Genomic DNA, 25453 nt, shown 5'->3' with positions numbered 1-25453 from the left:
GCCGCCCGCGCCCGGCCCCGTGCGGGGCCCGGCCCGGCCGCAGGCCCGCGCGGGCGAGGCGGGGGCGTCCCGGGGCGGGGCGCGGGTGCGCCTACGCTCGACGGGTGACCGCCGTCGACCGCGCCCCCGCGGCCCGCCTCGCCGACCGCGACCCCCACGTCGAGCCGGGCCGGCTCGTCGCCGAGCTGGTGCCGCCGCCCCGCTTCCGGGACGTGCGCTTCGGCACCTACGTGCCCGACCCGGCGCAGCCCTCGCAGGCCGAGGCGGTGCGGCGGCTCGGCGCCTTCGGGCAGGAGGTCGCCGCGGGCCGCCGCGCGGGCGGGGGCGGCCTGCTGGGCTTCCTGCGCCGCGGGCGCGGCGAGGAGCCCGGGAGCTCGGGGCGCTACCTCGACGGCGGCTTCGGCGTCGGCAAGACCCACCTGCTGTCCTCGCTGTTCCACCAGGTCGCCACCGAGGGCGGGCGCCCCGCGGCGTACGGCACCTTCGTGGAGTACACCAACCTCGTGGGTGCGCTCGGCTTCGCCCCGGCGGTGCAGGCGCTGTCCGGCAACGCGCTGGTGTGCATCGACGAGTTCGAGCTGGACGACCCGGGCGACACCGTGCTGATGTCCCGCCTGATGCGGGAGCTGGTGGACGCCGGGGTGAAGCTGGCGGCCACGTCGAACACCCTGCCCGACGCGCTGGGTGAGGGGCGCTTCGCGGCGCAGGACTTCCAGCGGGAGATCCAGGCCCTCGCCTCGCAGTTCGAGGTGCTGCGCGTGGACGGGGAGGACTACCGCCACCGCGGCCTGGCGCCCGCGCCGGACCCGCTGGCCCCCGAGCAGGTGGCCGAGGTGGCCCGCACGCACCCCGGCGCGACGTGCGACGTGTTCGCGGACCTGCAGGCGCACCTGGCGCGGGTGCACCCCAGCCGCTACGGGGCGATGGTGGAGGGCGTCTCCCTGGTGTGCCTGCGGGACGTCACCACGGTCGCGGACGACGTGGTGGGGCTGCGGCTGGTGGTGCTGGCCGACCGGCTGTACGACCGCGACGTGCCGGTGGTGGCCTCCGGGGTGCCGTTCGACGCGCTGTTCACCGAGCGGCTGCTGACGGGCGGCTACCGCAAGAAGTACCTGCGGGCCGTCTCGCGGCTCTCGGCCCTGGCCCGCAACGGCGCAGCCCTGCGGGGCTGAGCCGCCGCGGGCGGCGCCGAGCGCTCAGTCCCACTCCGTGGGCAGGGACCGGTCGCGGTGGTGCGCCAGGACCGTCTCCAGCTCTGCGGGCAGCACCCGGCCCAGCGACAGCGGCGGCAGCTCGTCGATGCCGAACCAGCCGACCTCCAGGGTCTCCAGCGCCTGCGGGGCCTGCGGGGGCCCGGCGGGCTCGCAGAGGAAGAACAGCTTGTGCACGGCCACCGGCAGCGGTGGGGTGTGCCCGCGGGCGTCGCGGTCCCACACCGCGACCAGCTTGACGGCCCGCACCGGGTGGCCGGTCTCCTCCAGCACCTCCCGCTCCGCGGCCTGCCCCGGCCGGTCGCCCGGGTCCGCCCAGCCGCCCGGCAGGGACCACAGGCCGTCGCTGCGCTCGCGCATGAGCAGGAACCGCTCGGACCCGTCGATCACCGCGGCGCGCACGTCGACCTTCGGGGTGGCGTAGCCGCTGTCGCGCCCCAGCTCCAGGAGCAGCTCCTCCCGGGGCAGGCCCGACTGGGCGCTGAGGATCTCCGCGGCCAGTTCCCCCATCAGGCGGTACCGGGAGGTGTCGTAGTCCTTGGCGGGGTTCCCCACGGTGAACGCCAGGCCGGACTGCGCCAGCCCGGCGAGCAGCACCGCCGCCCGGCGGACCCGCTCGCCGGGCGGCAGGTCCTCGGCGGCGACCTGCCCCGCCTCCTCCGGCGGCGCCGGGACGCCGGGAGGCGTGCTCACGACAGCGCGACGACGGCGACGCCCTGACCGGACAGCCGCACCCCGCCCGCGGTGGGCTCGGCGCCGCCGGGGCCCTCGTCCGTCGTCGCCAGCACCACCCGCGCCGCGGGGGCATCCAGCGGGACCTCCCGCGCGGGGCCGAGGTTCACCACCACCCGGAACCTCCCGCGGTGCACGACGAGCCAGCCGTCGTCACCCTCACCGGAACCCGCTTGCACGTCCACCCGCACGGCGGCCAGGTTCCCGTCGCGCAGGTCCTCCTCCGCGCGCCGCAGGGCGATGAGGTCGCGGTACCAGGTGAGGACGCGCGCGTGCCGCTCCTGCCCCATCTCCTCCCACCGCAGCACCGAGCGCTCACGGGTGGCGGGGTCCTGCGGGTCCGGGACGTCCTCGGCGTTCCAGCCGTGCTCGCCGAACTCCGAGCGGCGGCCCTTGCTGACCGCCGCCCCCAACTCGGGGTCGGGGAAGTCGGTGAAGAACTGCCACGGGCTGCTCGCCGCCCACTCCTCGCCCATGAACACCATCGGCGTGAAGGGGCCCGTCAGGTACAGCGCCGCACCGGCGGCCAGCCGGCCCGGGGAGAGCGCCGCGCCGATGCGGTCACCCACGGCGCGGTTGCCCACCTGGTCGTGGGTCTGCAGGTAGCCGAGGAAGCGGTGCCCGCTGGTGCGCTCGCGGTCCACCTTCTTCCCCCACACCTCGCCGCGGAAGCTGGAGTGCCGCTCCGCGTGCCAGAACGCCTCGGTGAGGGTGGTGGCGAGGACCTCGGGGGAGCCGAAGTCGGCGTAGTAGCCCTGGCGCTCGCCGGTCAGCAGCGCGTGCAGGGCGTGGTGCACGTCGTCGTCCCACTGCGCCGTCATGCCCTGGCCCCCCTCGGCCGTGGGCGTCACCATGACGGGGTCGTTGAGGTCGCTCTCGGCCACCAGCGACAGGGGCCGGCCCAGCTCCGCCGACAGGGCGGCGGTCTCCTCCGCGAGCTGCGCCAGGACGTGCTGCCCGGAGTCGTCCACGAGGGCGTGCACCGCGTCCAGGCGCAGGGCGTCGACGTGGAACTCCCGGAACCAGCGCAGGGCGTTGTCGACGATCCAGCGGCGCACCTCGTGCGAGCCGGTGTCGTCGAGGTTCACCGCCTGCCCCCAGGGGGTGTCGTGCTTGTCCGTGAAGTACGGGCCGAACCGCGAGAGGTAGTTCCCGCTGGGGCCGAGGTGGTTGTAGACGCAGTCCAGCGCGACGGCCAGACCCCGTGCGTGGCAGGCGTCCACGAACCGGGCGAAGGCGTGCGGGCCGCCGTAGGGCTGGTGCACCGCGTACGGCGCGACGCCGTCGTAGCCCCAGCCCCAGCGCCCGTCGAACGCCGAGACCGGCAGCACCTCCACCACGTCCACACCGAGGTCGACCAGGTGGTCGAGCCGGGCGGCGGCCGCGTCGAACGTGCCCTCGGGCGTGAAGGTGCCCACGTGCATCTCGTAGAACACCGCGCCCCGCGCGTCGCGCCCGGCCCAGCCGGAGTCGCTCCAGCGGAACGATGCGGTGTCCAGGACGGCGCTCGGGCCGTGCACGCCGTCGGGCTGCCAGCCGGTGCGGGGGTCGGGGGTCGGGTCCCCGCCGTCGATGCGGAAGGCGTACAGGACCCCCTCCGCGGCCGGTCCGCCGGCCTCCTCGTCGCCGATGCCCCACCACCCCGGGCGGGGGTCGTCGGTGCGCCGCATCGGCACCGTCCGGAACCCCTGCCCGTGGTCGACGTCCAGTTCGACGCGCTCCGCGTCCGGAGCCCACACTGCGAAAACCATGGGGCTCACCCTGTCGGAGAAGGCACCGGCCCGCGACCCGGTGCGGGCAGGTGCACGCCGCTCCCGGCGGTCGTGCCGGCGGCCCCGGCCGGGGCGGCGGGCGGCGGTGCCAGCGGTGCGCGCGGAACGGGCGGGCGGGTCGCGGAGGGCAGCCGGGAACCGCCGTAGCGGACCCCGCCGCGGGCCCGGGCGCCGATCGCGAGCCACACGCACACGGCGCGCTCGGCCGCCCACGCCGGCGCCCACAGCGCCGCCGCGGCACCGAACGCCTCCCGCCCGCGGTGCCGCCGCCGGCCCACCTCGGCCACCGCCACCGCCGCACCGGCCGCCAGCGCCGTCGCGGCCGCACCCCGGCGGGGCCGGCGCCACGCCAGCGCGAGCGCGGGCAGCCAGCTCGCCTCCCACAGCAGGCGGCCGGGCTGGGCGAAGTCGTCGTAGGCCTGCCGCACCCGCTGCCCGAGGAAGTGCCGCGTCGTCGGCGGGCGCCGCGTCACGAACAACTCCGGTGCGCGCAGTTCCACCCCGCCGGCCGCGCGGATCGTGCGGAGCATCTGCAGGTTCTCGAACAGCACGTCGCCGTCGTAGCCGCCCGTCGCGCAGAAGGTGCTGCGCCGCAGGCCGAACGTGCCCGGGTAGTCGGCGCCGGCCGCGCGGTTCAGCAGCGTCCGGCCGGTGTCCCAGCGCGCGTGCCACGGCGCGGGGCAGAACACGTTCTGCGGCCGCACCACGTCCGCGCGCTCCAGCAGTCCCGCGATCCGCCGCAGCCCGGCCTCGTCCCAGCGCACGTCGTCGTCGGCCACGACGACGTGCTCGTGCCGGGCCAGGCGCACCCCGGTGACCACCCCGGCCACCTTCCCGTTGCGCCCCGGCCACGGCTCCGGCGGCACGTGACGCGCGCAGGACCCCCACGCCGCCGCGTGCACCGCGAACTCCGCGGGCGCCGAGCCGTCCACAACCGTGACGTCCACCACGCGGGAGAGGGCGCGGAGGTATCCCGTCATCTCCCGCACGGGCCCGTCCGGGCCCCACCGCAGCGGGACCACCACCTCCAGGTCCAGGCGTGCGGACACGTCAGCTCCCGGTGCCGGGCCGCAGCGAACTGCCTCCCGCCTCCCAGCACTCCAGCAGGTGCCGGCCGGCGACGGCGTCCAGCGCCAGGCAGGCCGCGGCGCCGAACAGGACGTCCGCGGCGCGGGCCGGTTCCTGCCGGGCCAGGCCCCCGGCCATGTCGCGCCCGGCGATCTGCTCGTGCACGGCGTCGGCCTCGACGTGCTCGTCGAAGAACCACGTGGCGTCCTCGTCGAAACCCAGCCGTCGCATGCCGTTGCCGTAGAGCCTGTTGGGGATCGAGGACGTCATCTCGAACACCGCGAGGTGGCCGACGATGGCCCCGACGAGGCGGCGGTTCAGCCCGAACATCGACATGGCGTTGGTCCCGGCGAGCGTGGTGGCGGGAACCCGGTCCACGTACGCACCGTAGGTGTCGTCCAGGCCGGCGGCACGCATCGTGCGGGCGAACAGCGCCGCGTGCATGCGGTCGGGGCGCCCGCCGCCGTACTCGTCGGCCTGCACCTCCACGAGCGCGGCCTTGGGCACCCCCGACAGGCGCGGGATGGCCCACGTGTGCGGGTCCGCCTCCTTCAGGTGGTACACCGAGCGGTGCACCAGGAACTCCCGGAACTGCTCCAGGGAGGCGGTGCGGCACAGGTGGCGCGACAGCGGGGGACCGGTGTCCTCCGCGGCCATCGTGAACAGCGTCTCGGCGACGTCCCGGGCGTCCGCCTCGGGAACCTCCACCAGCTCCCGCAGCGCGCGCTCGAACCCCGCCTCCAGGACCCGCCGCGCCGCGATGAGGTCGAGGTCCCACTCCCAGGCGTCGTCCACGCCGCGCAGGCCGCGGTAGTGCAGCTCGTACAGCAGGGTGAGGCTGAGCTGGACGTCCTCGTCGGTCACGACGTCGTCACAGGCGACGGCGATCCGCGCGAGCGCGGCGAACTCGCCGTCCTCGTGGGCGCGGCTGCCGCTCAGGACGGCCAGGAGGGCGGAGCTGAGGGGCCCGCGCGCGGCGGGCAGCGGCATGCGGGGGGCCGTCGCGTGCGCGGGATCCGGCAGGACGGCAGGCATCTCGGGAACGGCGGACGCGGGCAGGGTCGCGGTCATCGAAACGTCGTTCTCCTTCTGCGCAACTGCGACGGGTACGTCATTGTCTGAGCATGGACGAGTTCTCCGATGCGGCAACCGCACCCGCGGGCAGGGACGAGCAGGTGACCATCTCGGTGTGCCCGGACGGCCCGCTGCTGGTGCGCGGCCCGGCGCGCATCGTCGACGCCGAGGGTGAACCGGTGCAGCGCCGCAGGGCGACGGTCGCGCTGTGCCGCTGCGGGCGCTCGGGCATCGCGCCGTACTGCGACGGCGCGCACAAGGTGCGCGGCAGGGTGGGCGCGCAGCGCCGGGTCCCGGAACAGGGGAGCGGTTCCCCGCAGGAGCGGGGTCTGCCGCGGGGCTGACGGACGCCGGCGCGCCCCGCCGGACCCGGGAACCCCACCGCGGGGCGGGGCAGGAACACGCCGGGTGGGGCGCGGGTCCGCCGGGCGCTCAGGCGCCCTCGCGCACCGGGACCTCAGGCGCCGTCGCGCACCGAGACCGCGCCGTCGCGGCCCAGCGCGACCACCACGCCGCGGCGCTGGCCGGGATCGGCCGGTGGGCGCACCACCACGGGCAGGCGCACCTCCGGCCAGCAGATGCCGTGCACCCGCACCAGCGAGGCCGGTGGCCGGGCGATGCGGAACTCCGCGCCCGTGGTGCCTGCGTGCCGCGCCACGTCGAGCAGCGCCCGCACGGAGGCGCTGTCGAAGAAGATCGCCTCCCGCAGGTCGACGACCGTGGTGCTGGACCCCGCAAGCGCGCACGTCAGCGCGTCGGAGAAGGCGGTGGCGTTGCCGGAGTCGACCTCGCCCGTGACGCGCACGGTGGTCACCACACCCGACGGGGGGTCGCCGGCGCGGGCCGCGGCCCGGCGGTCGAAGTGCACCTCGAGGCAGTCGCGGTCCACCCGGTGCCGGCGGCTGCGCGGGCCGCTGGGCCGCAGGGCCCCCGGGACGTGTGCGGACCGTGCGGGGACCGGGGTGCGGCGAGCCGACGACGACGCTGTCATGACGGGCTCCTGGGGCCGGTGGCCGGTACCCGGCCGTGCCCCCGACTATAGGTACCGCGCCCGTCGCGGCAACTCGGCGCCGACGGCGCCCGCCGTCGCGGACGAGCAGCGCCACGGGCAGCCCCTCCAGCAGCTCCGCGAGGCGCACGCCGCCACCGGGGACCGTCGTGCCCGTCAGCACGCAGCGCCAGGTGCCCTCGGGCAACGCCAGGGTGTGCTCGCCCCAGCCGCCGTTGCGCTCCAGCGCCACCGGCAGGCGCGTCGCGACGGCCACGACGTGCGTGCCCAGGCCGTCCCCGCGCGCCACCGCCACCGCGTTGCCGGTGCTCGTGGGCACCGGCGCGTACGCGGCCTGCGGCCCGAGGAACCACTCCGGGTGCTCCCGGCGCAGGCGCAGCGCCCGGGAGGTGACGAGGAGCTTCTCGTCGGAGAGGTCCGCCGGGGCGCGACCGGCGTCCAGCTCCGCCAGGCGCCGCTCCCGCTCCGCGTAGTCCACCGGGCGGCGGTTGTCGGGGTCAACCAGCGACAGGTCGACCAGCTCGCTGCCCTGGTAGACGTCCGGCACACCGGGCATCACCAGCTGCAGCAGCTTCTGGCCGAGCACCGCCGTGCGCGTGGACCCCGCCAGGGAGGCCACGAACGCCCCCACCTGCTCCCGGATCGCCGGGTCCCCGAGGATCCCCTCGGCGAAGCGCCGCACCGCCGTCTCGTACGCCTCGTCGGGCGCCGTCCACGTGGTGTGGTCCTTCGCCTCGCGGGTGGCCTTCTCCAGGTACGCGACCAGCCGCTCCGCGCTGATCGGGCCACCGGCCCCCCACGTCCCCACGACCGTCTGCCAGATGAGGACCTCGGTGCGGGTGTCGAGCTCCGCCTCGCGGTGCGGACCGGCCGCCTCCCGCCACGCCGACAGGGCCTGGTGCCACTCCTCGTGGCGCTCCGAGAGCCCCGACAGCTGCGCGCGCACGTCCTCGCTGCGCTTGGTGTCGTGGGTGGACAGGGTCGTCATCGTCGCCGGCCAGTCGCGGGCCAGGCGGGCGGAGTAGGCGTGGAACTCCTCGGGAGCCACCCCGAAGCGGGCGGGCTCCCCACCGACCTCGTTGAGGGAGGACAGCCGGAACCAGCGGTAGAACGCGGTGTCCTCCACGCCCTTGGCCATCACGGGGCCGCAGGTCTGCTGGAAGCGCACCACGAACTCGGCGCGCCGGGCCGTGGACCCGCTCTCGCCCGCGGTGTCGGCGGTGCCCAGCCCCAGGGCGAGGTCCACCACCACGTCGAGGGTGTCGTGCCGCTCCGCCGGCAGGTGGTGCCTGGCCCGCTCCGCGGCCGCGCGCAGCACCCGCTCGGACTCCGCCGGCGCCGGCTCGCCCGGCACCACGTAGGCGCGGTAGCGGTCCATCGCGACCAGCAGCTCCACGACGGACTCGTGCAGCCCCCGCCGGGTGTGGTCGCGCAGGTCCACGTCGGCGTGGCAGATGTCCACCAGCAGGTCCACCAGGCGGTGCACCTCCGCGTAGAGGCCGTGCTCCACGACCTCCCGCTTGGCCTTGTCGACGACCTCGTGGAAGTCGGAGGTCTCACCGGTGAGCGTGGCGTAGTGGGCCAGCAGGGGAGCGGCGCCCGCGGGGTCGAGGAACAGCCCGCCCACCACGTGCAGCGCGTCGTAGCCGGTGGTGCCGTCGCAGGCCCAGTCCTCCTCCAGCGTCTCGTCGCCCTCCACGATCTTCTCCACGACCACCCAGGCGCCGCCGTCGCCCCGGTCGGTGGCCGCGCGCAGCCGGCGCAGGTAGCCGGCGGGGTCGGCCAGCCCGTCGGGGTGGTCGATGCGCAGCCCGTCGAGCTGGCCGGCGTGAAGCAGCTCCAGCAGCAGCTCGTGGGTGGCGTCGAACACCTCCTCGTCCTCCACGCGGATCGCCGCGAGGGTGTCGACGTCGAAGAAGCGGCGGTAGTTCAGCTCCTCGTCCGCGACCCGCCAGTGCGCCAGGCGGTACCACTGCCGGTCCACCAGCTGCGGCAGCGGCAGGTGCTCCGTGCCCGGGCGGACGGGGAAGACGTGCTCGTAGTATCGCAGCAGCGGCTCGGGGCCGCCGGTGTCCAGCGAGAGCTCCCCGGCCGCCAGCACCTGGCCGATGCGCCCGCCCAGCACGGGGACGAGCAGCGCCCGGTCCGGCACGGACCAGTCCACGTCGAACCACTTCGCGAAGGGCGAGTGCGGTCCCTCCCGCATGACCGACCACAGCTGGCGGTTGTCCGACGCGGGGGTCGGCACCGCCATGTGGTTGGGCACCACGTCGGCCACCGCGGCCAGGCCGTACCCGGCCAGCGCCTTCGTCAGCCGGTCGAACGCCTCGCGCCCGCCCGCCTCCGGGTTCAGCCGGGAGTGGTCGACCACGTCGTAGCCGTGGGTCGAGCCCTTCGTCGCGGCCAGGACCGGGGACAGGTAGGCGTGGGAGACCCCGAGGGAGCCCAGGTAGGCGGCGCGCGCGGCGGCGTCGTCGAACGTGAAGGCCGACTGGATCTGGAACCGGTAGGTGCCGGTGGGCACCACCCGCTCGCGGCGCCCGGAGCCCTCCGCCGCGCTCACGCCTGCACCGCCGGCCGGCGCGCGAGGACGGTGATCGAGCGTGACGCCACGGGCAGCTCCGTGCCCGGCCCGAAGGCCGTCTCGTCGGTGAAGATGTTGACGACGCCCACCTGGTCGTCGGCGGTGTCGAGGCGCAGGTGCCAGTCCTCGCCGTAGGCGGCCTCCGGCAGCGTGAACGTCACGTCCTCGTGCCAGGGGTTGAAGAGGATCAGGAAGGAGTCCCCGACGATGCGCTCCCCGCGCCGGTCCGGCTCCGGGATCGCCTCGCCGTTGAGGAACACCATCACGCAGCCCCGGGAGGGGGCGGACCAGTTCTCGTCGCCCATCGGCTCACCCGAGGGGGCGAACCACTGGATGTCGGCCACGCCGGCGCCCTGGGCCTGCCCGCTGAAGAAGCGCCGACGCTGGAACACCGGCTCGGTGCGGCGCAGCGCCACGATCCGCTTGGCGTACGCCAGCAGCTCCTCCTGCGTGCCGTCGAGCTTCCAGTCGATCCAGGAGATGTCGTTGTCCTGGCAGTAGGCGTTGTTGTTGCCGCCCTGGGTCCGCCCCAGCTCGTCGCCGTGGAGGATCATCGGCACGCCCTGGCTCAGCAGCAGCGCGGTGAGCATGTTGCGCTGCTGGCGGGCCCGCAGGGCGATGATGCCGTCGTCGTCCGTCGGGCCCTCCGCCCCGCAGTTCCAGGAGCGGTTGTGGCTCTCCCCGTCCGCCCCGCCCTCGCCGTTGGCGTCGTTGTGCTTGTCGTTGTACGAGACGAGGTCGCGCAGGGTGAAGCCGTCGTGGGCGGTGACGAAGTTGATGCTGGCGATGGGCTTGCGGCCGGTGTGCTCGTAGAGGTCGCTGGAGCCGGCGATCCGGCTGGCGAACTCCGCGAGGGCCTGGGGCTCGCCGCGCCAGAAGTCGCGGACGGTGTCGCGGTACTTGCCGTTCCACTCCGTCCACAGGGGCGGGAAGCCGCCGACCTGGTAACCGCCCTCGCCCACGTCCCACGGCTCGGCGATCAGCTTGACCTGGGAGACCACCGGGTCCTGCTGCACGATGTCGAAGAAGGCCGAGAGGCGGTCCACCTCGTGGAACTGCCGGGCCAGGGTCGCCGCGAGGTCGAAGCGGAAGCCGTCGACGTGCATCTCCTGCACCCAGTACCGCAGCGAGTCCATGATCAGCTGCAGGACGTGCGGGGAGCGCATGAGCAGGCTGTTGCCCGTGCCGGTGGTGTCGTAGTAGTGCGCCTGGTCACCGTCGACGAGCCGGTAGTAGTTGGCGTTGTCGATGCCGCGGAAGCACAGGGTCGGGCCCATGTGGTTGCCCTCGGCGGTGTGGTTGTAGACCACGTCCAGGATGACCTCGATGTCGGCCTCGTGCAGCGCCCGCACCATCGTCTTGAACTCCTGCACCTGCTGGCCGCGCTGGCCGGCGGAGGAGTAGGCGTTGTGCGGGGCGAAGAAGCCGATCGTGTTGTAGCCCCAGTAGTTCGACAGGCCCTTCTCCACCAGGTGGGTGTCCTGCACGAACTGGTGCACCGGCATCAGCTCCACCGCGGTGACGCCCAGCTCCTTCAGGTGCTGGATCATCGCCGGGTGCCCGAGGCCCGCGTAGGTGCCGCGGATGTCCTCGGGGATGTCGGGGTGCAGCTGGGTCAGGCCCTTGACGTGGGCCTCGTAGATCACGCTCTCGTGGTACTCGTGCCCCGGGCGGCGGTCGTTGCCCCAGTCGAAGAACGGGTTGACGACCACCGAGAGCATCGTGTGCCCGGCGCTGTCCTGGTCGTTGACCTTCCCCGTCTCCAGGAAGTGGTAGGAGAAGAGCGACTCGTGCCCGTCCACCTGGCCCTCGACCGCCTTGGCGTACGGGTCCAGCAGCAGCTTCTCGGGCTGGCAGCGGTGACCCGCGGCGGGGTCGAAGGGGCCGTGCACCCGGTAGCCGTACCGCTGCCCGGGCTGGACCGCGGGCAGGTAGGCGTGCCAGACGAATCCGTCGACCTCCGGCATGTCGATCCGCGTCTCGGCGCCGTCGTCGCCGACGAGGCAGAGCTCGACGCGGTGGGCCGCCTCGGAGAACAGCGCGAAGTTGGTGCCGGCCCCGTCGTACGTGGCGCCCAGCGGGTAGGGCCGTCCCGGCCAGATCTGCATCCCTCGTGCTCCTCCGTGCTCGTTGCGGGCCCCCGGCCCCGTGCGGGCCCGCCCCCGGGGCCGGCCGGCGCGGCCCCGGGGGCTTCCGTCGATCCCGGTCATTGTTGCGGTACGGGCGTCGGCGCACGACCGGAGGTCCGGTGCTCCCCTGGAGGGGCGGGCGGGCAGCGGGACGAGCGCTGCCCCGCGGGGGAGGGCGAGGTCGCCGCGGCGGGGTGGGTGCGACGCGCGCCGGGCGGTGCCCGTGAACGCCGAAGGCCCGCTCCCCGTGGGGGAGCGGGCCTTTCGTGTGGGCGATACTGGGATCGAACCAGTGACCTCTTCCGTGTCAGGGAAGCGCGCTACCGCTGCGCCAATCGCCCGGTCGAGCGGAGCACCCGTCGCAGGTGTCCGGCCGAGGTGGAGACGGGATTCGAACCCGTGTACACGGCTTTGCAGGCCGTTGCCTCGCCTCTCGGCCACTCCACCGTCGAGGCTCGTGCCTCTGAAGCTCGCGCCTCCGAGCGGACGACGGGACTCGAACCCGCGACCCTCACCTTGGCAAGGTGATGCGCTACCAACTGCGCTACGTCCGCATGCTTTCCGCCGGTGGAACTCCTCGTTCCGTTCCCTGCGGTGCGAGAAGAACAGTAGCCGACGTCCGGGGGTGCGGTCCAACCGCCCCCCCTCCGGCGCCCGCCGGAGGGGGGGCGGCCACCGTCAGCGCCAGAGCAGGTCGGGCCCCAGGTCCGCCACCGTGCGCGCCCCGCACAGGCCCATCGCCATCCGCAGCTCCGTGTCCAGCATGTGCACCGAGGCCAGCGCGCCCTCGCGGCCCGCCGCCGCGAGGCCCCAGAGGTAGGGCCGGCCGACGAAGACCGCGTTCGCGCCCAGGCACAGCGCCTTCAGCACGTCCGTGCCGCGCCGGATGCCGGAGTCCACGACGACGGGCACGCGGCCGCCGACCTCCGCGGCCACGGCCGGCAGCGCCACCGCGGTCGGGACCACCGTGTCGAGGTTGCGGGCGCCGTGGTTCGACACCCACACCGCCGCCGCGCCGTGGTCGACCGCGCGGGCGGCGTCGTCCGCGCGCACCACCCCCTTGACGATCACGGGCAGGTCCGTCAGCTCGGCCAGCCAGGTGATGTCCTCCCACGTCAGCGTCGGGTCCAGCCGCTCCACGTAGACCCGGCGGTGGGCCGGCAGCTCCTCCTCCCGGCGCGGCGTCAGCGCGGGGAGGTTGGCGAACGTCATGCCCTCGGGCAGGCGGACGCTGCGGCGCCGGTCGGTGTCCCGCGCGCCCAGCACCGGGGTGTCCACGGTCACCACCAGGCCCGTGTAGCCCGCCGCGGCGGCACGGCGGGCCAGGCTCGCCGTCAGGTCCCGGTCGCGGCGCACGTAGAGCTGGAACCACAGCGGCGCGCTCGCGGCGGCCGCCACGTCCTCCATCGACGTGGTGCCCAGGGTGCTCTGCACGTACAGCGCACCGGCCTCCCCGGCGGCGGAGACGACTCCCAGCTCCCCGTCGGGGTGCCAGATCCGGTGGCTGGCGGCGGGGGACAGGCCCACGGGTGTGGCCAGGCGCTGCCCGAGCAGCTCCACGGAGGGGTCGATCCCGTCGACACCCACGAGGCAGTGCGGCGCGAGGCGGATCGAGCCCCACGCCTCCTCGTTCCAGGCCAGGCTGCGCTCGTCGCCGCTGCCGCCCTCGAGGTAGTCCCACATCTCCTGGCCGAAGGCGCCCGAGCGCAGGCGCGCCAGGGCGAGGTCTCGCAGCTCCCGGACGTTGAGCGCAGGGTTCGGCTGCGGCTCCACGGGAGCGGGGGTGGTGTCCGTCATACCCCGTCAGTACCAGAGAAGCGGGCACGGCGGGCGCGATCACCCCACCGGACGCGGACACCCCCCGCCGGAACCACCCGGGCGGAGGAGCCGTCCGGGTGCGGCGGGGGGTGTCCGTCGCGGTGCGCGCCGGGCCGGGGGCCGGTGCGCCGGGGGTCAGGAGACCAGGCGGCTCACCAGGTCGTCGAGGTCCAGGTGGCGCGTCTCGCTGCCCGGGGGCACGAGGGCGTCGGCGCGGCGCAGGAAGCGGCGCACGTCGGCCTCGTCCGCCTCCAGCTCGGCGTTGCCGTCGGGCGAGGACAGCCGCAGCAGCACGCGCGGGAAGCCGTCCGCGCTGTCCTGGCACGGCTGGACCTGCACGTCGCCGGCGCCCGCGGGCCGCAGGAGGCCCTCGCGCAGCAGGTCCCGGGCGAAGACCCACTCCACGTCGGCGTCACCGCCGTGGAAGAGGGCGTGGATGGCGTAGGGGTCGTCGGCGCCGTAGTGCAGGCTGGCCGGCACCGGGACGGCGGTTCCGCCGGCCGTCCGGAGGCGCAGCGACACGTCGACGTCGACCTCGGTCTTCCGGTGGGGCAGCGAGGGCACGTCGGCCTCCCATTGGATTCCGTCAAGATCGGCCGCCGACGGGCTTCGGCGACCGTGCCGAGCAGATTCCCCTTCCGGGGACCGGTGAAACATCCCCCGGTGCACGTCATGCTAGACGCCCGGCGGACGGGTGGACGCCGAAACGCTGACCTACCCTGGGCGCATGGAGCACCCCGGGCGCACCTCCCCGCCGGGAGGCGCGGTGCGCCCGGCCCGGCACACCGCGCAGGAGGCGCCCGCCCGCCGCCCGGAGGCACCGCAGGACGGGCCGCACGGGCTCCCGCACCCCGGGCCGGCACCCGCGGCCGCCCCGCACGTGCACCGCTGGACGCGCTGGCGCGCAGCCCTGCACGCCCGGCGCGAGCACATCCGCTCCGACCCGCGCACCAACCACCTCTGGCGGGTCGCCGTGGCCGTCGCCGGGAGCGCCGTCACCGCCCTCGGCCTCGTCCTGGTGCCGCTGCCCGGGCCGGGCTGGCTGATCGTCCTCATCGGCCTGGCGGTGCTGGGCTCGGAGTTCCACTGGGCCCGGCGCACCCACCTCTTCGCCCGCCGGCACGTCCACGCCTGGACGGCGTGGGTCGCCGCCCGCTCCTGGACCGTCCGGCTGCTGCTGGGCGCGGCGACGGCCTGCCTGGTCGCCGCGACGGCGTGGGGGTGGCTGGCCTGGCAGGGGGTGCCGGGCTGGGTGCCCCTCCTGGTCGCCACCGAGCTGCGGCGCCTGCCCGGCGTCGGGTGAGGCCGCGCCCGGCGCGGCGCCCGGCGGACCCCGTCGTGAGCGCCCCCGGGGACCGGGTATGGTTGCTCCTGCCGGTCGCGGTCGACGAGTTCGTCGGGCGCGCAGCTCCGGGCGATTAGCTCAGTGGTAGAGCACCTCGTTCACACCGAGGGGGTCACTGGTTCGAACCCAGTATCGCCCACACCGCACCTCAGCAGGAGTGCACATGCCCCTCTCAGGCACGCTCCTCCGGATCCACCTCTTCCCCGTGAAGTCCATGGACGGCGCACCCGTCGACGAGGTCCGGGTCGAGCCCGCAGGCCTCGTGGGGGACCGCGGCTGGGCCGTGGTCGACACCACCGGGCGCCCGCTGCGCACCAAGGACCACCCCGCCCTCGCCACCTGCCTCGCGCGCGCCACCCCCACCGGGCCCGAGCTGCTCCTGCCAGGCGCCGGCAGCCCCGTGCCCGCCGCCGCCGCGGGCCCGCACCTGGCCGCGCTGCTGGGCACCGGCCCGCTGGACGTGCGGCCGCAGCCCGGGGGCGCCCGCCAGGTCGCCGCCGTGCACGTCGTCGCCCTCGCCGACCTCGGCACCGCCCCCGGCGGGACCCGCGCCAACCTCCTGCTGGACCTGCCCGGGGGTACGGCGGGACGGGCCGGCTCCCGGCTGCGCATCGGGGACGTGGAGCTGCACCTGGACGCCCCGCCGCGGCACTGCGCCGGGGTCCACGCCTCCGTGCTGCGCCCCGGCACCGTCCGGACCGGGGACGACGTCGTCCTGCTGGAGGCCCCACCGGCGGCGGCGGCCGGGCGGACGCGCCGGGAACGCGGCTGAGCCGGCGCCGGGGCGGTGGATAGCATCGCCGGAGCGGCCGTCCCCCGGCCGCCGAGCGGATCCCGCTGACCGTCCCGTCCCGGAGGCCTCCCGTGCCCGCGCTGCTCACCGTCACCTCCGCCGGCTCCGCGCACCAGGTGGAGCCCGGGACGACGGCGGGGCAGCTCCTCGCCGGGCAGCACCCCGACGAGCGCGACATCGTCGTCGCCCGCGTCAACGGTGAGCTGCGCGACCTCGACGCCGTGCTCGCCGAGGGCGACGACGTCGAGCCCGTGCGCGCCGGTGAGCCGGACGGGCTGAGCGTCCTGCGCCACTCCGCCGCCCACGTCCTCGCCCAGGCCGTGCAGCAGCACTTCCCCGGCGCCAGGCTCGGCATCGGCCCCCCGGTGCGCGACGGCTTCTACTACGACTTCGACGTGGACACCCCCTTCACCCCCGAGGACCTCAAGACCCTCGAGCGGACGATGCAGCGCATCGTGAAGGAGGGACAGGGTTTCCGCCGACGCGTCGTGACCGACGCCGAGGCCCGCGAGGAGCTCGCCGCCGAGCCCTACAAGCTGGAGCTCATCGGCCTGAAGGGGCCGGGCGCCGCGGAGGCCGCCGAGGGCGCCTCCGTGGAGGTCGGCGCCGGCGAGCTGACCGTCTACGACAACCTCCGCCGCGACGGCTCCGTGGCCTGGAAGGACCTCTGCCGCGGCCCGCACGTGCCCACGACCCGGTTGCTGGGCAACGGTTTCGCCCTCACCCGCTCCGCCGCCGCGTACTGGCGGGGCAGCGAGAAGAACCCGCAGCTGCAGCGCGTCTACGGCACCGCCTGGCCCAGCAGGGAGGAGCTCAAGGCCTACCAGGAGCGCCTCGCCGAGGCCGAGCGCCGCGACCACCGCCGCCTCGGCTCCGAGCTGGACCTGTTCTCCTTCCCCGACGAGATCGGCTCGGGCCTGGCGGTCTTCCACCCCCGCGGCGGCGTCATCCGCAAGGAGATGGAGGACTACTCCCGCCGCCGCCACGAGGAGGGCGGCTACGAGTTCGTCTACTCCCCGCACATCACCAAGGGCCACCTGTTCGAGGTCTCCGGCCACCTCGACTGGTACCGCGAGGGCATGTTCCCCGCCATGCACCTCGACGCGGACCTCGCCGAGGACGGGACCGTGCGCAAGCCCGGGCAGGACTACTTCCTCAAGCCGATGAACTGCCCCATGCACAACCTGATCTTCCGCTCCCGGGGCCGCTCCTACCGCGAGCTGCCGCTGCGGATGTTCGAGTTCGGGACCGTGTACCGCTACGAGAAGAGCGGTGTCGTGCACGGCCTGACCCGCGTGCGCGGCATGACCCAGGACGACGCGCACATCTACTGCACCCGCGAGCAGATGCACGCCGAGCTCACCGGGGTGCTGGACTTCGTCCTGGGCCTCCTGCGCGACTACGGCCTGGAGGACTTCTACCTGGAGCTGTCCACCAAGGACCCGGCCAAGTACGTCGGCTCCGACGAGGTGTGGGACGAGGCCACCCGAACCCTCCAGGAGGTCGCCACCGCCTCCGGCCTGGAGCTCGTGCCCGACCCCGGTGGCGCGGCGTTCTACGGCCCCAAGATCTCCGTGCAGGCGCGGGACGCCATCGGCCGCACCTGGCAGATGTCCACGATCCAGCTCGACTTCAACCTCCCCGAGCGCTTCGGCCTGGAGTACACCGCCCCCGACGGCACCAAGCAGCGGCCCGTCATGATCCACCGGGCGCTGTTCGGGTCGATCGAGCGGTTCTTCGGCCTCCTCACCGAGCACTACGCGGGCGTCTTCCCGCCGTGGCTGGCCCCGGTGCAGGTCGTCGGCATCCCCGTCGCCGACGCCCACGTGGAGCACCTGCAGCAGGTCGCCGCGACCCTGCGCGAGCACCGCATCCGCGTGGAGGTCGACGCCTCCGACGACCGGATGCCGAAGAAGATCCGCACCTGGACCAAGCAGAAGGTGCCGTTCCTGCTCATCGCCGGGGAGGAGGACGTCGCGGCCGGCGCGGTGTCGTTCCGCTTCCGCGACGGCAGCCAGGACAACGGCATCCCCGTCGAGGACGCGGTGCGCCGCATCGTCGCCGCCGTCGAGTCCCACGCGCAGGTCTGATGGCGCAGCCGGATCCCACCGGGCACCCCCCGCTGGAGCCCGCCTCGGCGCTGGCGGGGGAGGCCGACGGTTTCGAGCGGTTGTGGACCCCCCACCGCCTCGCGTACATCAAGGGCGAGCGCAAGCCCACCGACCCCGCCGACGCGGCGCAGTGCCCGTTCTGCCGGGCCCGCTCCCTCGACGACGCCGAGGGCCTCGTGGTGCACCGCGGGCGCACCTGCTACGTCGTGATGAACCTCTTCCCGTACAACCCCGGCCACCTGCTCGTCTGCCCGTACCGGCACGTCTCCTCCTACGTCGACCTCGACGCGCAGGAGCTCGCCGAGTTCACCGCCCTCACCCTCGCGGCGTTGCGCACCCTGGCCGCCGCGTCCCGGCCGGCGGGCTTCAACGTCGGCATGAACCAGGGCGAGGTCGCCGGCGCGGGGATCGCCGCGCACCTGCACCAGCACGTGGTGCCGCGCTGGCAGGGGGATGCGAACTTCCTGCCGGTGGTGGGGCGCACCAAGGCGCTGCCCGAGCTGCTGGAGGACACCCGCCGACGCCTCGCCGCGGCCTGGGACACCTCCGGCGCGGACGGCGCGGGGGGCGCGGCCCCCTGATGCTGAACAGGATCGCCAGGGAGGGCCTCTCCCGCCTCCTGCAGCCCCTCGCGCGGCTGCTGCTGCGCCTGGGCGTCACCCCGGACGCGGTGACCGTCATCGGCACCCTCGGCGTCGTCGCCGGCGCGCTGGTGTTCTACCCGCGCGGTGAGCTCCTCACCGGCACCCTCGTCATCACCGCCTTCGTCTTCGCCGACAACCTCGACGGGGTCATGGCCCGCGCCTCCGGCCGCACCGGCCCCTGGGGCGCGTTCCTCGACTCCACCCTCGACCGCTTCGGCGACGCCGCGATCTTCGGCGCCCTGGTGCTGTGGTACGGCCGCGGCGGCGACTCCGGACTCACCGCCGTGCTGGCCCTGGCGTGCCTGGTGCTCGGCAACGTCGTCTCCTACGCCCGGGCCCGCGCCGAGGCCCTCGGCATGCGCGCCGACACCGGCATCGCCGAGCGCGCCGAGCGCCTCGTCGCGGTGCTCGTGGCCACCGGCCTGGTGGGCCTGGGCCTGCCGCGCGAGGTCCTCACCGTCGTCCTGGGGCTGCTGGCAGCCGCCAGCGCCGTGACCGTGGCCCAGCGGGTCCTCGCCGTGCGCCGCCAGGCCCCGGCGGGAGCGGGACGGCCCGCCGCGTGAGGCCGGGCGGCGAGGCGGCGCGCGAGGCGCTCGTCGCGGCGGCGTTCCGGGCCGGCTGGCGGGGCGTGCGGCTGCTGCCCGAGCCCGCCGCGCAGGCCGCCTTCCGCCTCGCCGCGGACGCCGCCTCCCGCCGCGGCGGCGCGGGCGTGGAGCGGCTGCGGGCCAACCTCTCGCGCGCCGCGCCCTCCGCCGGGCCCGCCGAGCTGGACGCCCTCGTGCGGGCGGGCATGCGCTCGTACGCCCGGTACTGGTGCGACGTGTTCCGGCTGCCGTCGTGGAGCGAGGCCCGCACCGTGGACACCGTGCGGACCGCGGGCGAGGCGCCCGTGCGCGAGATCCTCGCCTCCGGGCGCGGCGTCGTCGGGTTCCTCGGGCACCTGGGCAACTGGGACCACGCCGGCGCCTGGTCCCAGCTGCGGCTGGCGCCCGTCGTCACGGTCGCCGAGAGGCTGCGGCCCGCCGCGGTGTACGAGCAGTTCCTCTCCTACCGCCGCCGTCTCGGTATGGAGGTCCTGCCGCTGGGGGAGGCGGCGACGTTCGCCGCGCTGGCCCGCAGGCTGCGGGCGGGGGCGTTCGTGCCGCTGCTGGCGGACCGGGACCTGTCCGCCACCGGCGTGGAGGTGGAGCTGCTCGGGGAGCCGGCGCGGATGGCCGCCGGGCCCGCCGCCCTGGCCCTGGCCACGGGGGCCGCGCTCGTGCCGATCACCGTGCACACCGAGGAGCTGCCCGCGGGCTCGGCCGGGCGGCGCACCGGCGCCCGGCACGGCCTGGTCATCACCTTCGGCCCGGAGGTCCCCGCCCCCGCCGCGGACACCGCCGGCTCCGTGCGGACCGTGGAGACCGCCGGCTCCGCGCGGACCGAGGGCACCGCCGGCTCCGCGCGGACCGAGGGCACCGCCGGCTCCGCGCGGACCGAGGGCACCGCCGGCTCCGCGCGGACCGAGGGCACCGCCGGCTCCGCGCGGACCAGGGCCCGGCAGGAGGCGGTGCGGGCCATGACGCAGGCGTGCGCCGACGCCCTCGGCGCCGCCGTCGCCGCCCACCCGCAGGACTGGCACGTCCTGCAGGCGGTGTTCACGGCCGACCTGGCCCCCGCGCGCCGGAGCCGGCCGTGAGGGTCGGGCTGGTCTGCCCCTACTCCTTCGACGTCCCCGGCGGTGTGCAGGCCCACGTGCGCGACCTCGCCGCGGAGCTGGGGCGCCTGGGGCACGAGGCGTCGGTGCTGGCCCCGGCCGACGACCCCGCCGCGCTGCCCGCCTCCGTCGCCCCCGCCGGGCGGACGCTGGCCGTGCCCTACAACGGCTCCGTGGCCCGCCTCACGTTCGGCCCCGTCGCCGCCGCCCGGGTGCGGCGCTGGCTCGACGAGGGCCGCTTCGACGTCCTGCACCTGCACGAGCCCCTGGCGCCCAGCACGTCGCTGCTGGCGCTGTGGGCGGCCGAGAGCCCCGTCGTGGCCACCTTCCACACCGACAACCTGCGCTCGCGGGCCCTGCAGGTCGTCTCCCCGCTCCTGCGCCCCGTGCTGGAGAAGATCGACGCGCGGATCGCGGTGAGCGAGGAGGCGCGGCGCACCGTGGTCGAGCACGTCGGCGGTGACGCGGTCGTCGTCCCCAACGGCGTCGTCACCGTGCGCTTCGCCACCGCCGCCCCGCGCCCCGGGTGGTCCGGGACGCCCGGGCGTCCCGTGGTGGTGTTCCTCGGCCGCGTCGACGAACCCCGCAAGGGGCTGTCGGTGCTGCTGCGGGCCGTGCCGCTGCTGCGGGCCGCCGTGCCCGGGGTGCGGGTGCTCGTCGCGGGCCGCGGCCGGGCCGAGGCCGTGGCGGCGCTGCCCGCGGCCGACGCCGCCGCGGTGGAGCTGCTCGGAGAGGTCGGCGAGGACGACAAGGCCGCGCTGCTGCGCTCCGCGGACGTCTACGTCGCCCCCCACACCGGCGGGGAGAGCTTCGGCATCGTCCTCGTGGAGGCGATGAGCGCCGCCACCCCCGTCGTCGCCAGCGACCTCGGCGCCTTCCGGCGGGTGCTCGGCGGCGGCGCCGCCGGGCGGCTGTTCGGCGTGCAGGACCCCGCCGCGCTGGCCGCGGCCGTGCTCGACCTGCTCGCCGACCCCGCGGGGCGCGAGCGACTGGGCCGCGCCGGGCAGGCGGCGGCGCTGCGCTACGACTGGTCCGGCGTCGCCCGCGACGTCGTCACCGTCTACGAGACCGTGCTCGGCGCCCGCCCGGCGCGACCGGGCGGCCGGCCGTGACGTGGCTGCCGTGGGCGGCGGTGCTCGCGCTGTGCCTGCTGGCCTGGTACCTGACCTTCACCGCCTCGCGGCTGGACCGGCTGCACCACCGCGTCGAGACCAGCCGGGCGGCGCTGGAGGCCGAGCTCGCCCGCCGCGCCTCGGCCGCCGTGGAGCTGGCCACCTCCGGGCTGCTGGACCCGGCGGCCGCCCTGGTCGTGGCCTCCGCCGCCGCCGCGTCCCTCGACGCCCCGCCGGCGCCCTCACCGCTGCGGCCGCGCGCCCGGCACGGGCCCGGCCGGCACCCGGCCGAGCCGCCCGACGAGGCCCGCTGGCGGCTGGAGACCGACCTCAGCCAGGCCCTCGCCGTGGCGCTGGTGGCGCAGGTGCGCGCCGCCGCGGCCGGCGCCCCGTCGCACGCCGAGCGGGTGGGCCGGCTGCTCGCGGCGTGCCGGCGGGTGGAGCTCGCCCGGCGCTTCCACAACGACGCCGTCGTCCAGGCGCGGCGCCTGCGCGCCAAGCGGGTGGTGCGCTGGTGCCGGCTCGCGGGGCACGCGCGGCTGCCCCGCACCGCCGACTTCGACGACGGCGCGACCCTGACGGCCCCGCCCGCGGGAGAGCGGTCGACCGGGCGGCGTCCGGGGCCTCCCCGCGGCTCCTAGACTGGGGGTGGGCCGTCCCCGCGACGGTTCGGGAACAGGTGGCTGCACGGGGCGCAGCCCACGACGGCTGCCCCCCGGGTGACCGCACCGAGGACTGCGCACCCCGCAGCCCTCCTCCCGGCTGCGCACCCCGCAGCCCCACCGACGGCTGCGGAGATCGCAGCCTCACCGACGGCTGCGGAGATCGCAGCGACGAGACGCGCGAGGTTCAGACGTGAGCACCGAGACCAGCAACGGCACCCCCACACCCGCGGTGGGCGGCGACGCCCCGGCGGTCGGCACGGACCGCGTCAAGCGCGGCATGGCCCAGCAGCTGCGCGGCGGCGTCATCATGGACGTGGTCACCGCCGAGCAGGCCCGCATCGCCGAGGACGCCGGTGCCGTGGCCGTCATGGCGCTGGAGCGCGTGCCCGCCGACATCCGCGCCCAGGGCGGCGTGGCCCGCATGAGCGACCCCGACATGATCGAGAGCATCATCGCCTCGGTGTCCATCCCGGTCATGGCCAAGGCCCGCATCGGGCACTTCGTGGAGGCGCAGATCCTGCAGTCCCTCGGGGTCGACTACATCGACGAGTCCGAGGTCCTCACCCCCGCCGACTACACCCACCACATCGACAAGCACGCCTTCACCGTGCCGTTCGTGTGCGGCGCGACCGGCCTGGGCGAGGCGCTGCGCCGCATCACCGAGGGCGCGGCGATGATCCGTTCCAAGGGCGAGGCCGGCACCGGCGACGTGTCCAACGCCACGACCCACATGCGCACCATCCGCGGCGAGATCAACCGCCTGCGCTCGATGAGCCCCGACGAGCTGTTCGTCGCCGCCAAGGAGCTGCAGGCGCCCTACGAGCTGGTCAAGGAGGTCGCCGAGCGCGGCTCCCTGCCCGTGGTGCTCTTCACCGCCGGCGGCATCGCCACCCCCGCCGACGCGGCGATGATGATGCAGCTCGGCGCCGAGGGCGTCTTCGTGGGTTCCGGCATCTTCAAGTCCGGCAACCCCGTCCAGCGCGCCGAGGCGATCGTGAAGGCCACCACCTTCCACGACGACCCCGACGTGCTGGCGAAGGTCTCCCGCGGCCTCGGTGAGGCCATGGTCGGGATCAACGTCGAGGCCGTGCCCGAGCCGCACCGCCTGGCCACCCGCGGCTGGTGACCGCGACGCCGCCGCCGGACCCGCTGGGCCCCGAGTGGGGCACCGACCCCGACGGCGTGCGCACCCGCAGCGCGGCCCGCGTCCTCGTCCTCGACGACGCGGGCCGCGTGCTGCTGGTGCGCGGCTCGGACCCCGCACACCGGCCCGGGGAGCGCTGGTGGTTCCCCGTCGGCGGTGGCATCGGCGAGGAGGAGGACGCCCGCACCGCCGCCGCGCGGGAGCTGGCGGAGGAGACGGGCGTCCTCGCCGACCCGGCTGCCCTGCAGGGACCGGTGCTGCGCCGGGAGCCGGAGTTCGGCTGGCTCGGGCAGCGCTGCCGCCAGCGGGAGCTGGTCTACGTGCTGCGGCTGGAGCGGGCACCCGTCCTGGACCGCGCCGGCTGGACGGAGCTGGAGCGGGCCACGCTGGAGGAGCTGCGCTGGTGGAGCACCGCGGAGCTCGCGGCCACCTCCGACACCGTGTACCCGCCCGGCCTCGCGGCGATCGTCGAGGACCTGCTCGGCGGCTGGGACGGCGTCCTGCGCGACGTGGGCTGAGCCGCGTCCCGGCCACCGCCCGGGATGCTCAGGTCACCGCGGCCCGCACCGCGAAGCGCGGCTGCAGGTGCTCCCCGGCGTCCAGGACCGCCCGCAGCTCGCGCGCGGCGTGCAGCGCGTCGGCGTGCGTGACGTACAGGGGCGCGAAGCCGAGGCGCACGACGTCCGGCTCCCGGAAGTCACCGACCACGCCGCGCGCGATCAGCGCCTGCACCACCGCGTAGGCCTGCGGGTGCCGCAGCGCCACCTGCGCGCCCCGGCGGGCGTCCTGCGCGGGGGTCGCCACCGCCACCTGCGGCAGCAGCTCCCGCGCGCAGTCGAGGAAGAAGCCCGTCACCGACAGCGCCGCGGCGCGCAGCTGCGCAGGGGAGACCCCCTCGAACGCCGTCAGCGCCGCCTCCAGCGCCAGCAGCGACAGCATCGGCGGCGTCCCGACCCGCACCCGGCCCACACCGTCGGCGGCCACGTGCTCCCCGACCATCGCGAACGGGGTGGCGTGCCCCTGCCAGCCCGTCAGCGGCGAGTCGAACCCCGCCTGGTGCCGCCGCGCGACGTAGCAGAACGCCGGTGCCCCGGGCCCGCCGTTGAGGTACTTGTAGCCGCAGCCCACCGCCAGGTCCGCGCCGCCCTCGTCCAGCCGGACGTCCAGCGCGCCCGCGGAGTGGCACAGGTCCCACAGCGCCAGCGCACCCACCTCGTGCGCCGCGTGGGTCAGGGCGGGCAGGTCCCACCGCTCGCCCGTGCGGTAGTCCACCTCGGACACCGCCACGCAGGCCACCTCCGCGCCCCGGGCGGCGAGCACGCCGGGGATGTCCGGCACCCGGGCGGTGAGGACCTCCAGGTCCGCCAGGCGCGCGGCGCCGGAGAGCACGTGCAGGTCGGTGGGGAAGGAGTCCGGGTCGGTCACGACGACCCGCCGCCCGGGCCGCCGCCGCGCCGCGGCCACGTAGCACTTGAAGAGGTTCACCGACGTGGAGTCCGTCACCGCCACCTGGCCCGGCGCCGCCCCCACGAGCCGGCCGAGCGCGTCGCCCACCCGCAGCGGCGCCTCCCACCATCCGTTGGCGTTCCAGGAGGCGATGAGGTCGGTGCCCCACTGCCGCGCCACGACGTCGGCGACCACCGCCGGCACCGCGCGCGGCAGGGCGCCCAGGGAGTTGCCGTCCAGGTACGTCAGGTCCGCGGGCAGCTCGAAGCGCCCGCGGGTGCGGGCGGCGAGGCCGGTCGCGTCCAGGGCCGCGGCCCGCTCCTGCAAGGTGCCGGGGGTCTCGCTCACCTGCCGAGGCTAGCCCCGCACGCCGCGCCGCCCGCGGCTCCTTACCCTTCTCCGGTGAGCACGCAGACCCCGCCCGCCGCCCCGCCGACCGCCCCCGGGACGCAGGAGCGGCCCGTCGTGGGGGTCCTCGCGATGCAGGGCGACGTCCGCGAGCACGTCGCGGCGCTGGAGGCCGTCGGCGCGCGCGCCGTCCCCGTGCGCCGCGAGAGCGAGCTGGCCGGGGTGGACGGCATCGTCCTGCCCGGTGGGGAGTCCACCACCATGGACCGGCTGCTCGGGGTGTTCGGGCTGCGCGAGCCGCTGCGCGCGGCGATCGCCTCGGGTCTGCCGGCGTACGGCTCCTGCGCGGGCATGATCCTGCTGGCCGACCGGCTCGCGGACGCCGCCCCCGGCCAGCGCACCCTCGGCGGCCTGGACGTGCTCGTCAGGCGCAACGCGTTCGGCCGGCAGGTCGTCTCCTGGGAGGAGGACCTGCCGGTCACGGGTGTGGAGGACGGCCCGGTGCGGGCGGTGTTCATCCGCGCGCCGTGGGTGGAGGAGGCCGGTGAGGGAGTCGAGGTGCTCGCCCGCGTGGGCTCCGGTCCGGCCGCGGGTAGGATCGTCGCTGTTCGGCACGAGAACCTGCTGGCCACGTCCTTCCACCCGGAGATCACGGGGGACACCCGTGTGCACCGCGCGTTCGTGCGCATGGTGGCCGCGCGGAAGCGGGGCGGGGCCCCGGGCGGGTCCGGCACGGCGCACGCGAGCTGAGG

General features: G+C 75.8%; 22 protein-coding genes, 4 tRNA genes and 1 pseudogene. 14 read left to right on the top strand and 13 right to left on the bottom strand.

The genetic code is table 11. The annotated features are described in order from the left end of the window. Window positions 1-104 precede the first annotated feature (104 nt). A complete protein-coding gene (zapE, locus tag ACYQBY_RS02860) occupies window positions 105-1172 on the top strand; it encodes a cell division protein ZapE (RefSeq protein ID WP_459642276.1) in 1068 nt (355 codons plus the stop codon). Between the two features lie 24 nt (window positions 1173-1196). Here zapE and ACYQBY_RS02855 read toward each other — a convergent pair whose 3' ends face one another. From ACYQBY_RS02855 to ACYQBY_RS02840, 4 genes are read right to left on the bottom strand one after another with little or no spacing between them, the layout of a single operon-like run. Continuing rightward, complete coding sequence (locus tag ACYQBY_RS02855; RefSeq protein WP_459642275.1) at window positions 1197-1904, bottom strand: NUDIX hydrolase N-terminal domain-containing protein; 708 nt, start codon at window positions 1902-1904, stop codon at window positions 1197-1199. Then, on the bottom strand, window positions 1901-3694 hold the full coding sequence (gene treZ, locus ACYQBY_RS02850) for a malto-oligosyltrehalose trehalohydrolase (RefSeq protein WP_459642274.1): 1794 nt from the start codon (window positions 3692-3694) through the stop codon (window positions 1901-1903). Before treZ ends, ACYQBY_RS02855 begins: the two co-directional genes overlap by 4 nt. Before the next feature lie 5 nt (window positions 3695-3699). Then, window positions 3700-4764 (bottom strand): glycosyltransferase family 2 protein, encoded by a 1065-nt coding sequence (locus ACYQBY_RS02845; RefSeq protein WP_459642273.1) that lies wholly within the window; start codon window positions 4762-4764, stop codon window positions 3700-3702. 1 nt (window position 4765) lies between these two features. Next, a complete protein-coding gene (locus ACYQBY_RS02840; protein WP_459642456.1) occupies window positions 4766-5773 on the bottom strand; it encodes an iron-containing redox enzyme family protein in 1008 nt (335 codons plus the stop codon). 134 nt (window positions 5774-5907) lie between these two features. Here ACYQBY_RS02840 and ACYQBY_RS02835 point away from each other — a divergent pair, with 134 nt between their 5' ends. Then, a complete protein-coding gene (locus tag ACYQBY_RS02835) occupies window positions 5908-6201 on the top strand; it encodes a CDGSH iron-sulfur domain-containing protein (protein WP_459642455.1) in 294 nt (97 codons plus the stop codon). A gap of 113 nt (window positions 6202-6314) precedes the next feature. Here the strand turns inward: ACYQBY_RS02835 and ACYQBY_RS02830 are convergent, their stop codons facing one another. From ACYQBY_RS02830 to ACYQBY_RS02795, 8 genes and pseudogenes are all read right to left on the bottom strand, one after another. Beyond that, window positions 6315-6848 (bottom strand): STAS domain-containing protein, encoded by a 534-nt coding sequence (locus ACYQBY_RS02830; RefSeq protein ID WP_459642454.1) that lies wholly within the window; start codon window positions 6846-6848, stop codon window positions 6315-6317. A 97-nt stretch (window positions 6849-6945) separates the two neighbouring features. Then, window positions 6946-9429 (bottom strand): annotated as a pseudogene (gene treY, locus ACYQBY_RS02825) (malto-oligosyltrehalose synthase); the annotation flags it as partial. Continuing rightward, on the bottom strand, window positions 9426-11558 hold the full coding sequence (gene glgX, locus ACYQBY_RS02820; RefSeq protein WP_459642272.1) for a glycogen debranching protein GlgX: 2133 nt from the start codon (window positions 11556-11558) through the stop codon (window positions 9426-9428). The pseudogene treY and the gene glgX, both read right to left, overlap by 4 nt. Before the next feature lie 290 nt (window positions 11559-11848). Further along, window positions 11849-11920, bottom strand: a tRNA-Val gene (locus tag ACYQBY_RS02815). A gap of 35 nt (window positions 11921-11955) precedes the next feature. After that, a tRNA-Cys gene (locus ACYQBY_RS02810) sits at window positions 11956-12026 on the bottom strand. Between the two features lie 34 nt (window positions 12027-12060). Further along, window positions 12061-12133, bottom strand: a tRNA-Gly gene (locus ACYQBY_RS02805). A 124-nt stretch (window positions 12134-12257) separates the two neighbouring features. Next, the gene (locus ACYQBY_RS02800; protein WP_459642271.1) at window positions 12258-13376 is read right to left on the bottom strand and encodes an alpha-hydroxy acid oxidase; all 1119 of its coding nucleotides are present in this window, start codon (window positions 13374-13376) and stop codon (window positions 12258-12260) included. A gap of 156 nt (window positions 13377-13532) precedes the next feature. Further along, window positions 13533-13961: an SsgA family sporulation/cell division regulator gene (locus tag ACYQBY_RS02795; protein WP_459642270.1), complete on the bottom strand. Its 429-nt coding sequence runs from the start codon at window positions 13959-13961 to the stop codon at window positions 13533-13535. Between the two features lie 163 nt (window positions 13962-14124). Between ACYQBY_RS02795 and ACYQBY_RS02790 the strand changes: the two genes are divergently transcribed. The 11 genes from ACYQBY_RS02790 to ACYQBY_RS02740 all read left to right on the top strand — a co-directional run bounded on the left by ACYQBY_RS02790 (window position 14125) and on the right by ACYQBY_RS02740 (window position 23425). After that, entirely contained in the window at window positions 14125-14700 is a 576-nt protein-coding gene (locus ACYQBY_RS02790) for a TIGR02611 family protein (protein ID WP_459642269.1), read from the top strand. A gap of 109 nt (window positions 14701-14809) precedes the next feature. Continuing rightward, window positions 14810-14881: transfer RNA gene (locus ACYQBY_RS02785), tRNA-Val, on the top strand. A gap of 24 nt (window positions 14882-14905) precedes the next feature. Then, window positions 14906-15514: an MOSC N-terminal beta barrel domain-containing protein gene (locus tag ACYQBY_RS02780; RefSeq protein WP_459642268.1), complete on the top strand. Its 609-nt coding sequence runs from the start codon at window positions 14906-14908 to the stop codon at window positions 15512-15514. A gap of 92 nt (window positions 15515-15606) precedes the next feature. Further along, on the top strand, window positions 15607-17625 hold the full coding sequence (thrS, locus tag ACYQBY_RS02775; RefSeq protein ID WP_459642267.1) for a threonine--tRNA ligase: 2019 nt from the start codon (window positions 15607-15609) through the stop codon (window positions 17623-17625). Further along, window positions 17625-18227, top strand: a complete 603-nt coding sequence (locus tag ACYQBY_RS02770) for an HIT family protein (RefSeq protein ID WP_459642266.1) — start codon at window positions 17625-17627, stop codon at window positions 18225-18227. Before thrS ends, ACYQBY_RS02770 begins: the two co-directional genes overlap by 1 nt. Then, window positions 18227-18853 carry a phosphatidylinositol phosphate synthase gene (gene pgsA / locus ACYQBY_RS02765; RefSeq protein ID WP_459642265.1) on the top strand — a complete coding sequence of 209 codons (627 nt, stop codon included), beginning with the start codon at window positions 18227-18229 and terminating at the stop codon, window positions 18851-18853. Before ACYQBY_RS02770 ends, pgsA begins: the two co-directional genes overlap by 1 nt. Then, window positions 18850-19968 carry a phosphatidylinositol mannoside acyltransferase gene (locus ACYQBY_RS02760; protein WP_459642264.1) on the top strand — a complete coding sequence of 373 codons (1119 nt, stop codon included), beginning with the start codon at window positions 18850-18852 and terminating at the stop codon, window positions 19966-19968. Before pgsA ends, ACYQBY_RS02760 begins: the two co-directional genes overlap by 4 nt. Then, a complete protein-coding gene (locus ACYQBY_RS02755) occupies window positions 19965-21098 on the top strand; it encodes a glycosyltransferase family 4 protein (RefSeq protein ID WP_459642263.1) in 1134 nt (377 codons plus the stop codon). Before ACYQBY_RS02760 ends, ACYQBY_RS02755 begins: the two co-directional genes overlap by 4 nt. Beyond that, on the top strand, window positions 21095-21739 hold the full coding sequence (locus tag ACYQBY_RS02750) for a hypothetical protein (RefSeq protein ID WP_459642262.1): 645 nt from the start codon (window positions 21095-21097) through the stop codon (window positions 21737-21739). Before ACYQBY_RS02755 ends, ACYQBY_RS02750 begins: the two co-directional genes overlap by 4 nt. A 253-nt stretch (window positions 21740-21992) precedes the next feature. Then, window positions 21993-22889: a pyridoxal 5'-phosphate synthase lyase subunit PdxS gene (gene pdxS, locus ACYQBY_RS02745; protein WP_459642453.1), complete on the top strand. Its 897-nt coding sequence runs from the start codon at window positions 21993-21995 to the stop codon at window positions 22887-22889. Continuing rightward, window positions 22886-23425, top strand: coding sequence for an NUDIX hydrolase (locus ACYQBY_RS02740; protein WP_459642261.1), 540 nt, complete (start codon window positions 22886-22888; stop codon window positions 23423-23425). Before pdxS ends, ACYQBY_RS02740 begins: the two co-directional genes overlap by 4 nt. A gap of 28 nt (window positions 23426-23453) precedes the next feature. Here ACYQBY_RS02740 and ACYQBY_RS02735 read toward each other — a convergent pair whose 3' ends face one another. Beyond that, window positions 23454-24701, bottom strand: coding sequence for an aminotransferase class V-fold PLP-dependent enzyme (locus tag ACYQBY_RS02735; protein WP_459642260.1), 1248 nt, complete (start codon window positions 24699-24701; stop codon window positions 23454-23456). A gap of 54 nt (window positions 24702-24755) precedes the next feature. Between ACYQBY_RS02735 and pdxT the strand changes: the two genes are divergently transcribed. Further along, a complete protein-coding gene (gene pdxT, locus ACYQBY_RS02730) occupies window positions 24756-25451 on the top strand; it encodes a pyridoxal 5'-phosphate synthase glutaminase subunit PdxT (RefSeq protein WP_459642259.1) in 696 nt (231 codons plus the stop codon). Window positions 25452-25453 lie beyond the last annotated feature (2 nt).

The sequence above is a fragment of the Kineococcus anabasis genome, from assembly GCF_054590795.1.
The sequence above is the reverse complement of the archived record's forward strand: the minus strand, read 5'-3'. Positions and strand labels throughout refer to the sequence as shown.

What these genes read in the sequence shown, in the direction of transcription:
- ACYQBY_RS02790 (WP_459642269.1), top strand. Translation starts at nt 14,125, where the DNA reads ATGGAGCACCCCGGGCGCACCTCCCCGCCGGGAGGCGCGGTGCGCCCG.
- glgX (WP_459642272.1), bottom strand. Translation starts at nt 11,558, where the DNA reads ATGCAGATCTGGCCGGGACGGCCCTACCCGCTGGGCGCCACGTACGAC.
- ACYQBY_RS02780 (WP_459642268.1), top strand. Translation starts at nt 14,906, where the DNA reads ATGCCCCTCTCAGGCACGCTCCTCCGGATCCACCTCTTCCCCGTGAAG.
- treZ (WP_459642274.1), bottom strand. Translation starts at nt 3,694, where the DNA reads ATGGTTTTCGCAGTGTGGGCTCCGGACGCGGAGCGCGTCGAACTGGAC.
- ACYQBY_RS02830 (WP_459642454.1), bottom strand. Translation starts at nt 6,848, where the DNA reads ATGACAGCGTCGTCGTCGGCTCGCCGCACCCCGGTCCCCGCACGGTCC.
- ACYQBY_RS02835 (WP_459642455.1), top strand. Translation starts at nt 5,908, where the DNA reads ATGGACGAGTTCTCCGATGCGGCAACCGCACCCGCGGGCAGGGACGAG.
- ACYQBY_RS02770 (WP_459642266.1), top strand. Translation starts at nt 17,625, where the DNA reads ATGGCGCAGCCGGATCCCACCGGGCACCCCCCGCTGGAGCCCGCCTCG.
- ACYQBY_RS02840 (WP_459642456.1), bottom strand. Translation starts at nt 5,773, where the DNA reads ATGCCGCTGCCCGCCGCGCGCGGGCCCCTCAGCTCCGCCCTCCTGGCC.
- pgsA (WP_459642265.1), top strand. Translation starts at nt 18,227, where the DNA reads ATGCTGAACAGGATCGCCAGGGAGGGCCTCTCCCGCCTCCTGCAGCCC.
- ACYQBY_RS02800 (WP_459642271.1), bottom strand. Translation starts at nt 13,376, where the DNA reads ATGACGGACACCACCCCCGCTCCCGTGGAGCCGCAGCCGAACCCTGCG.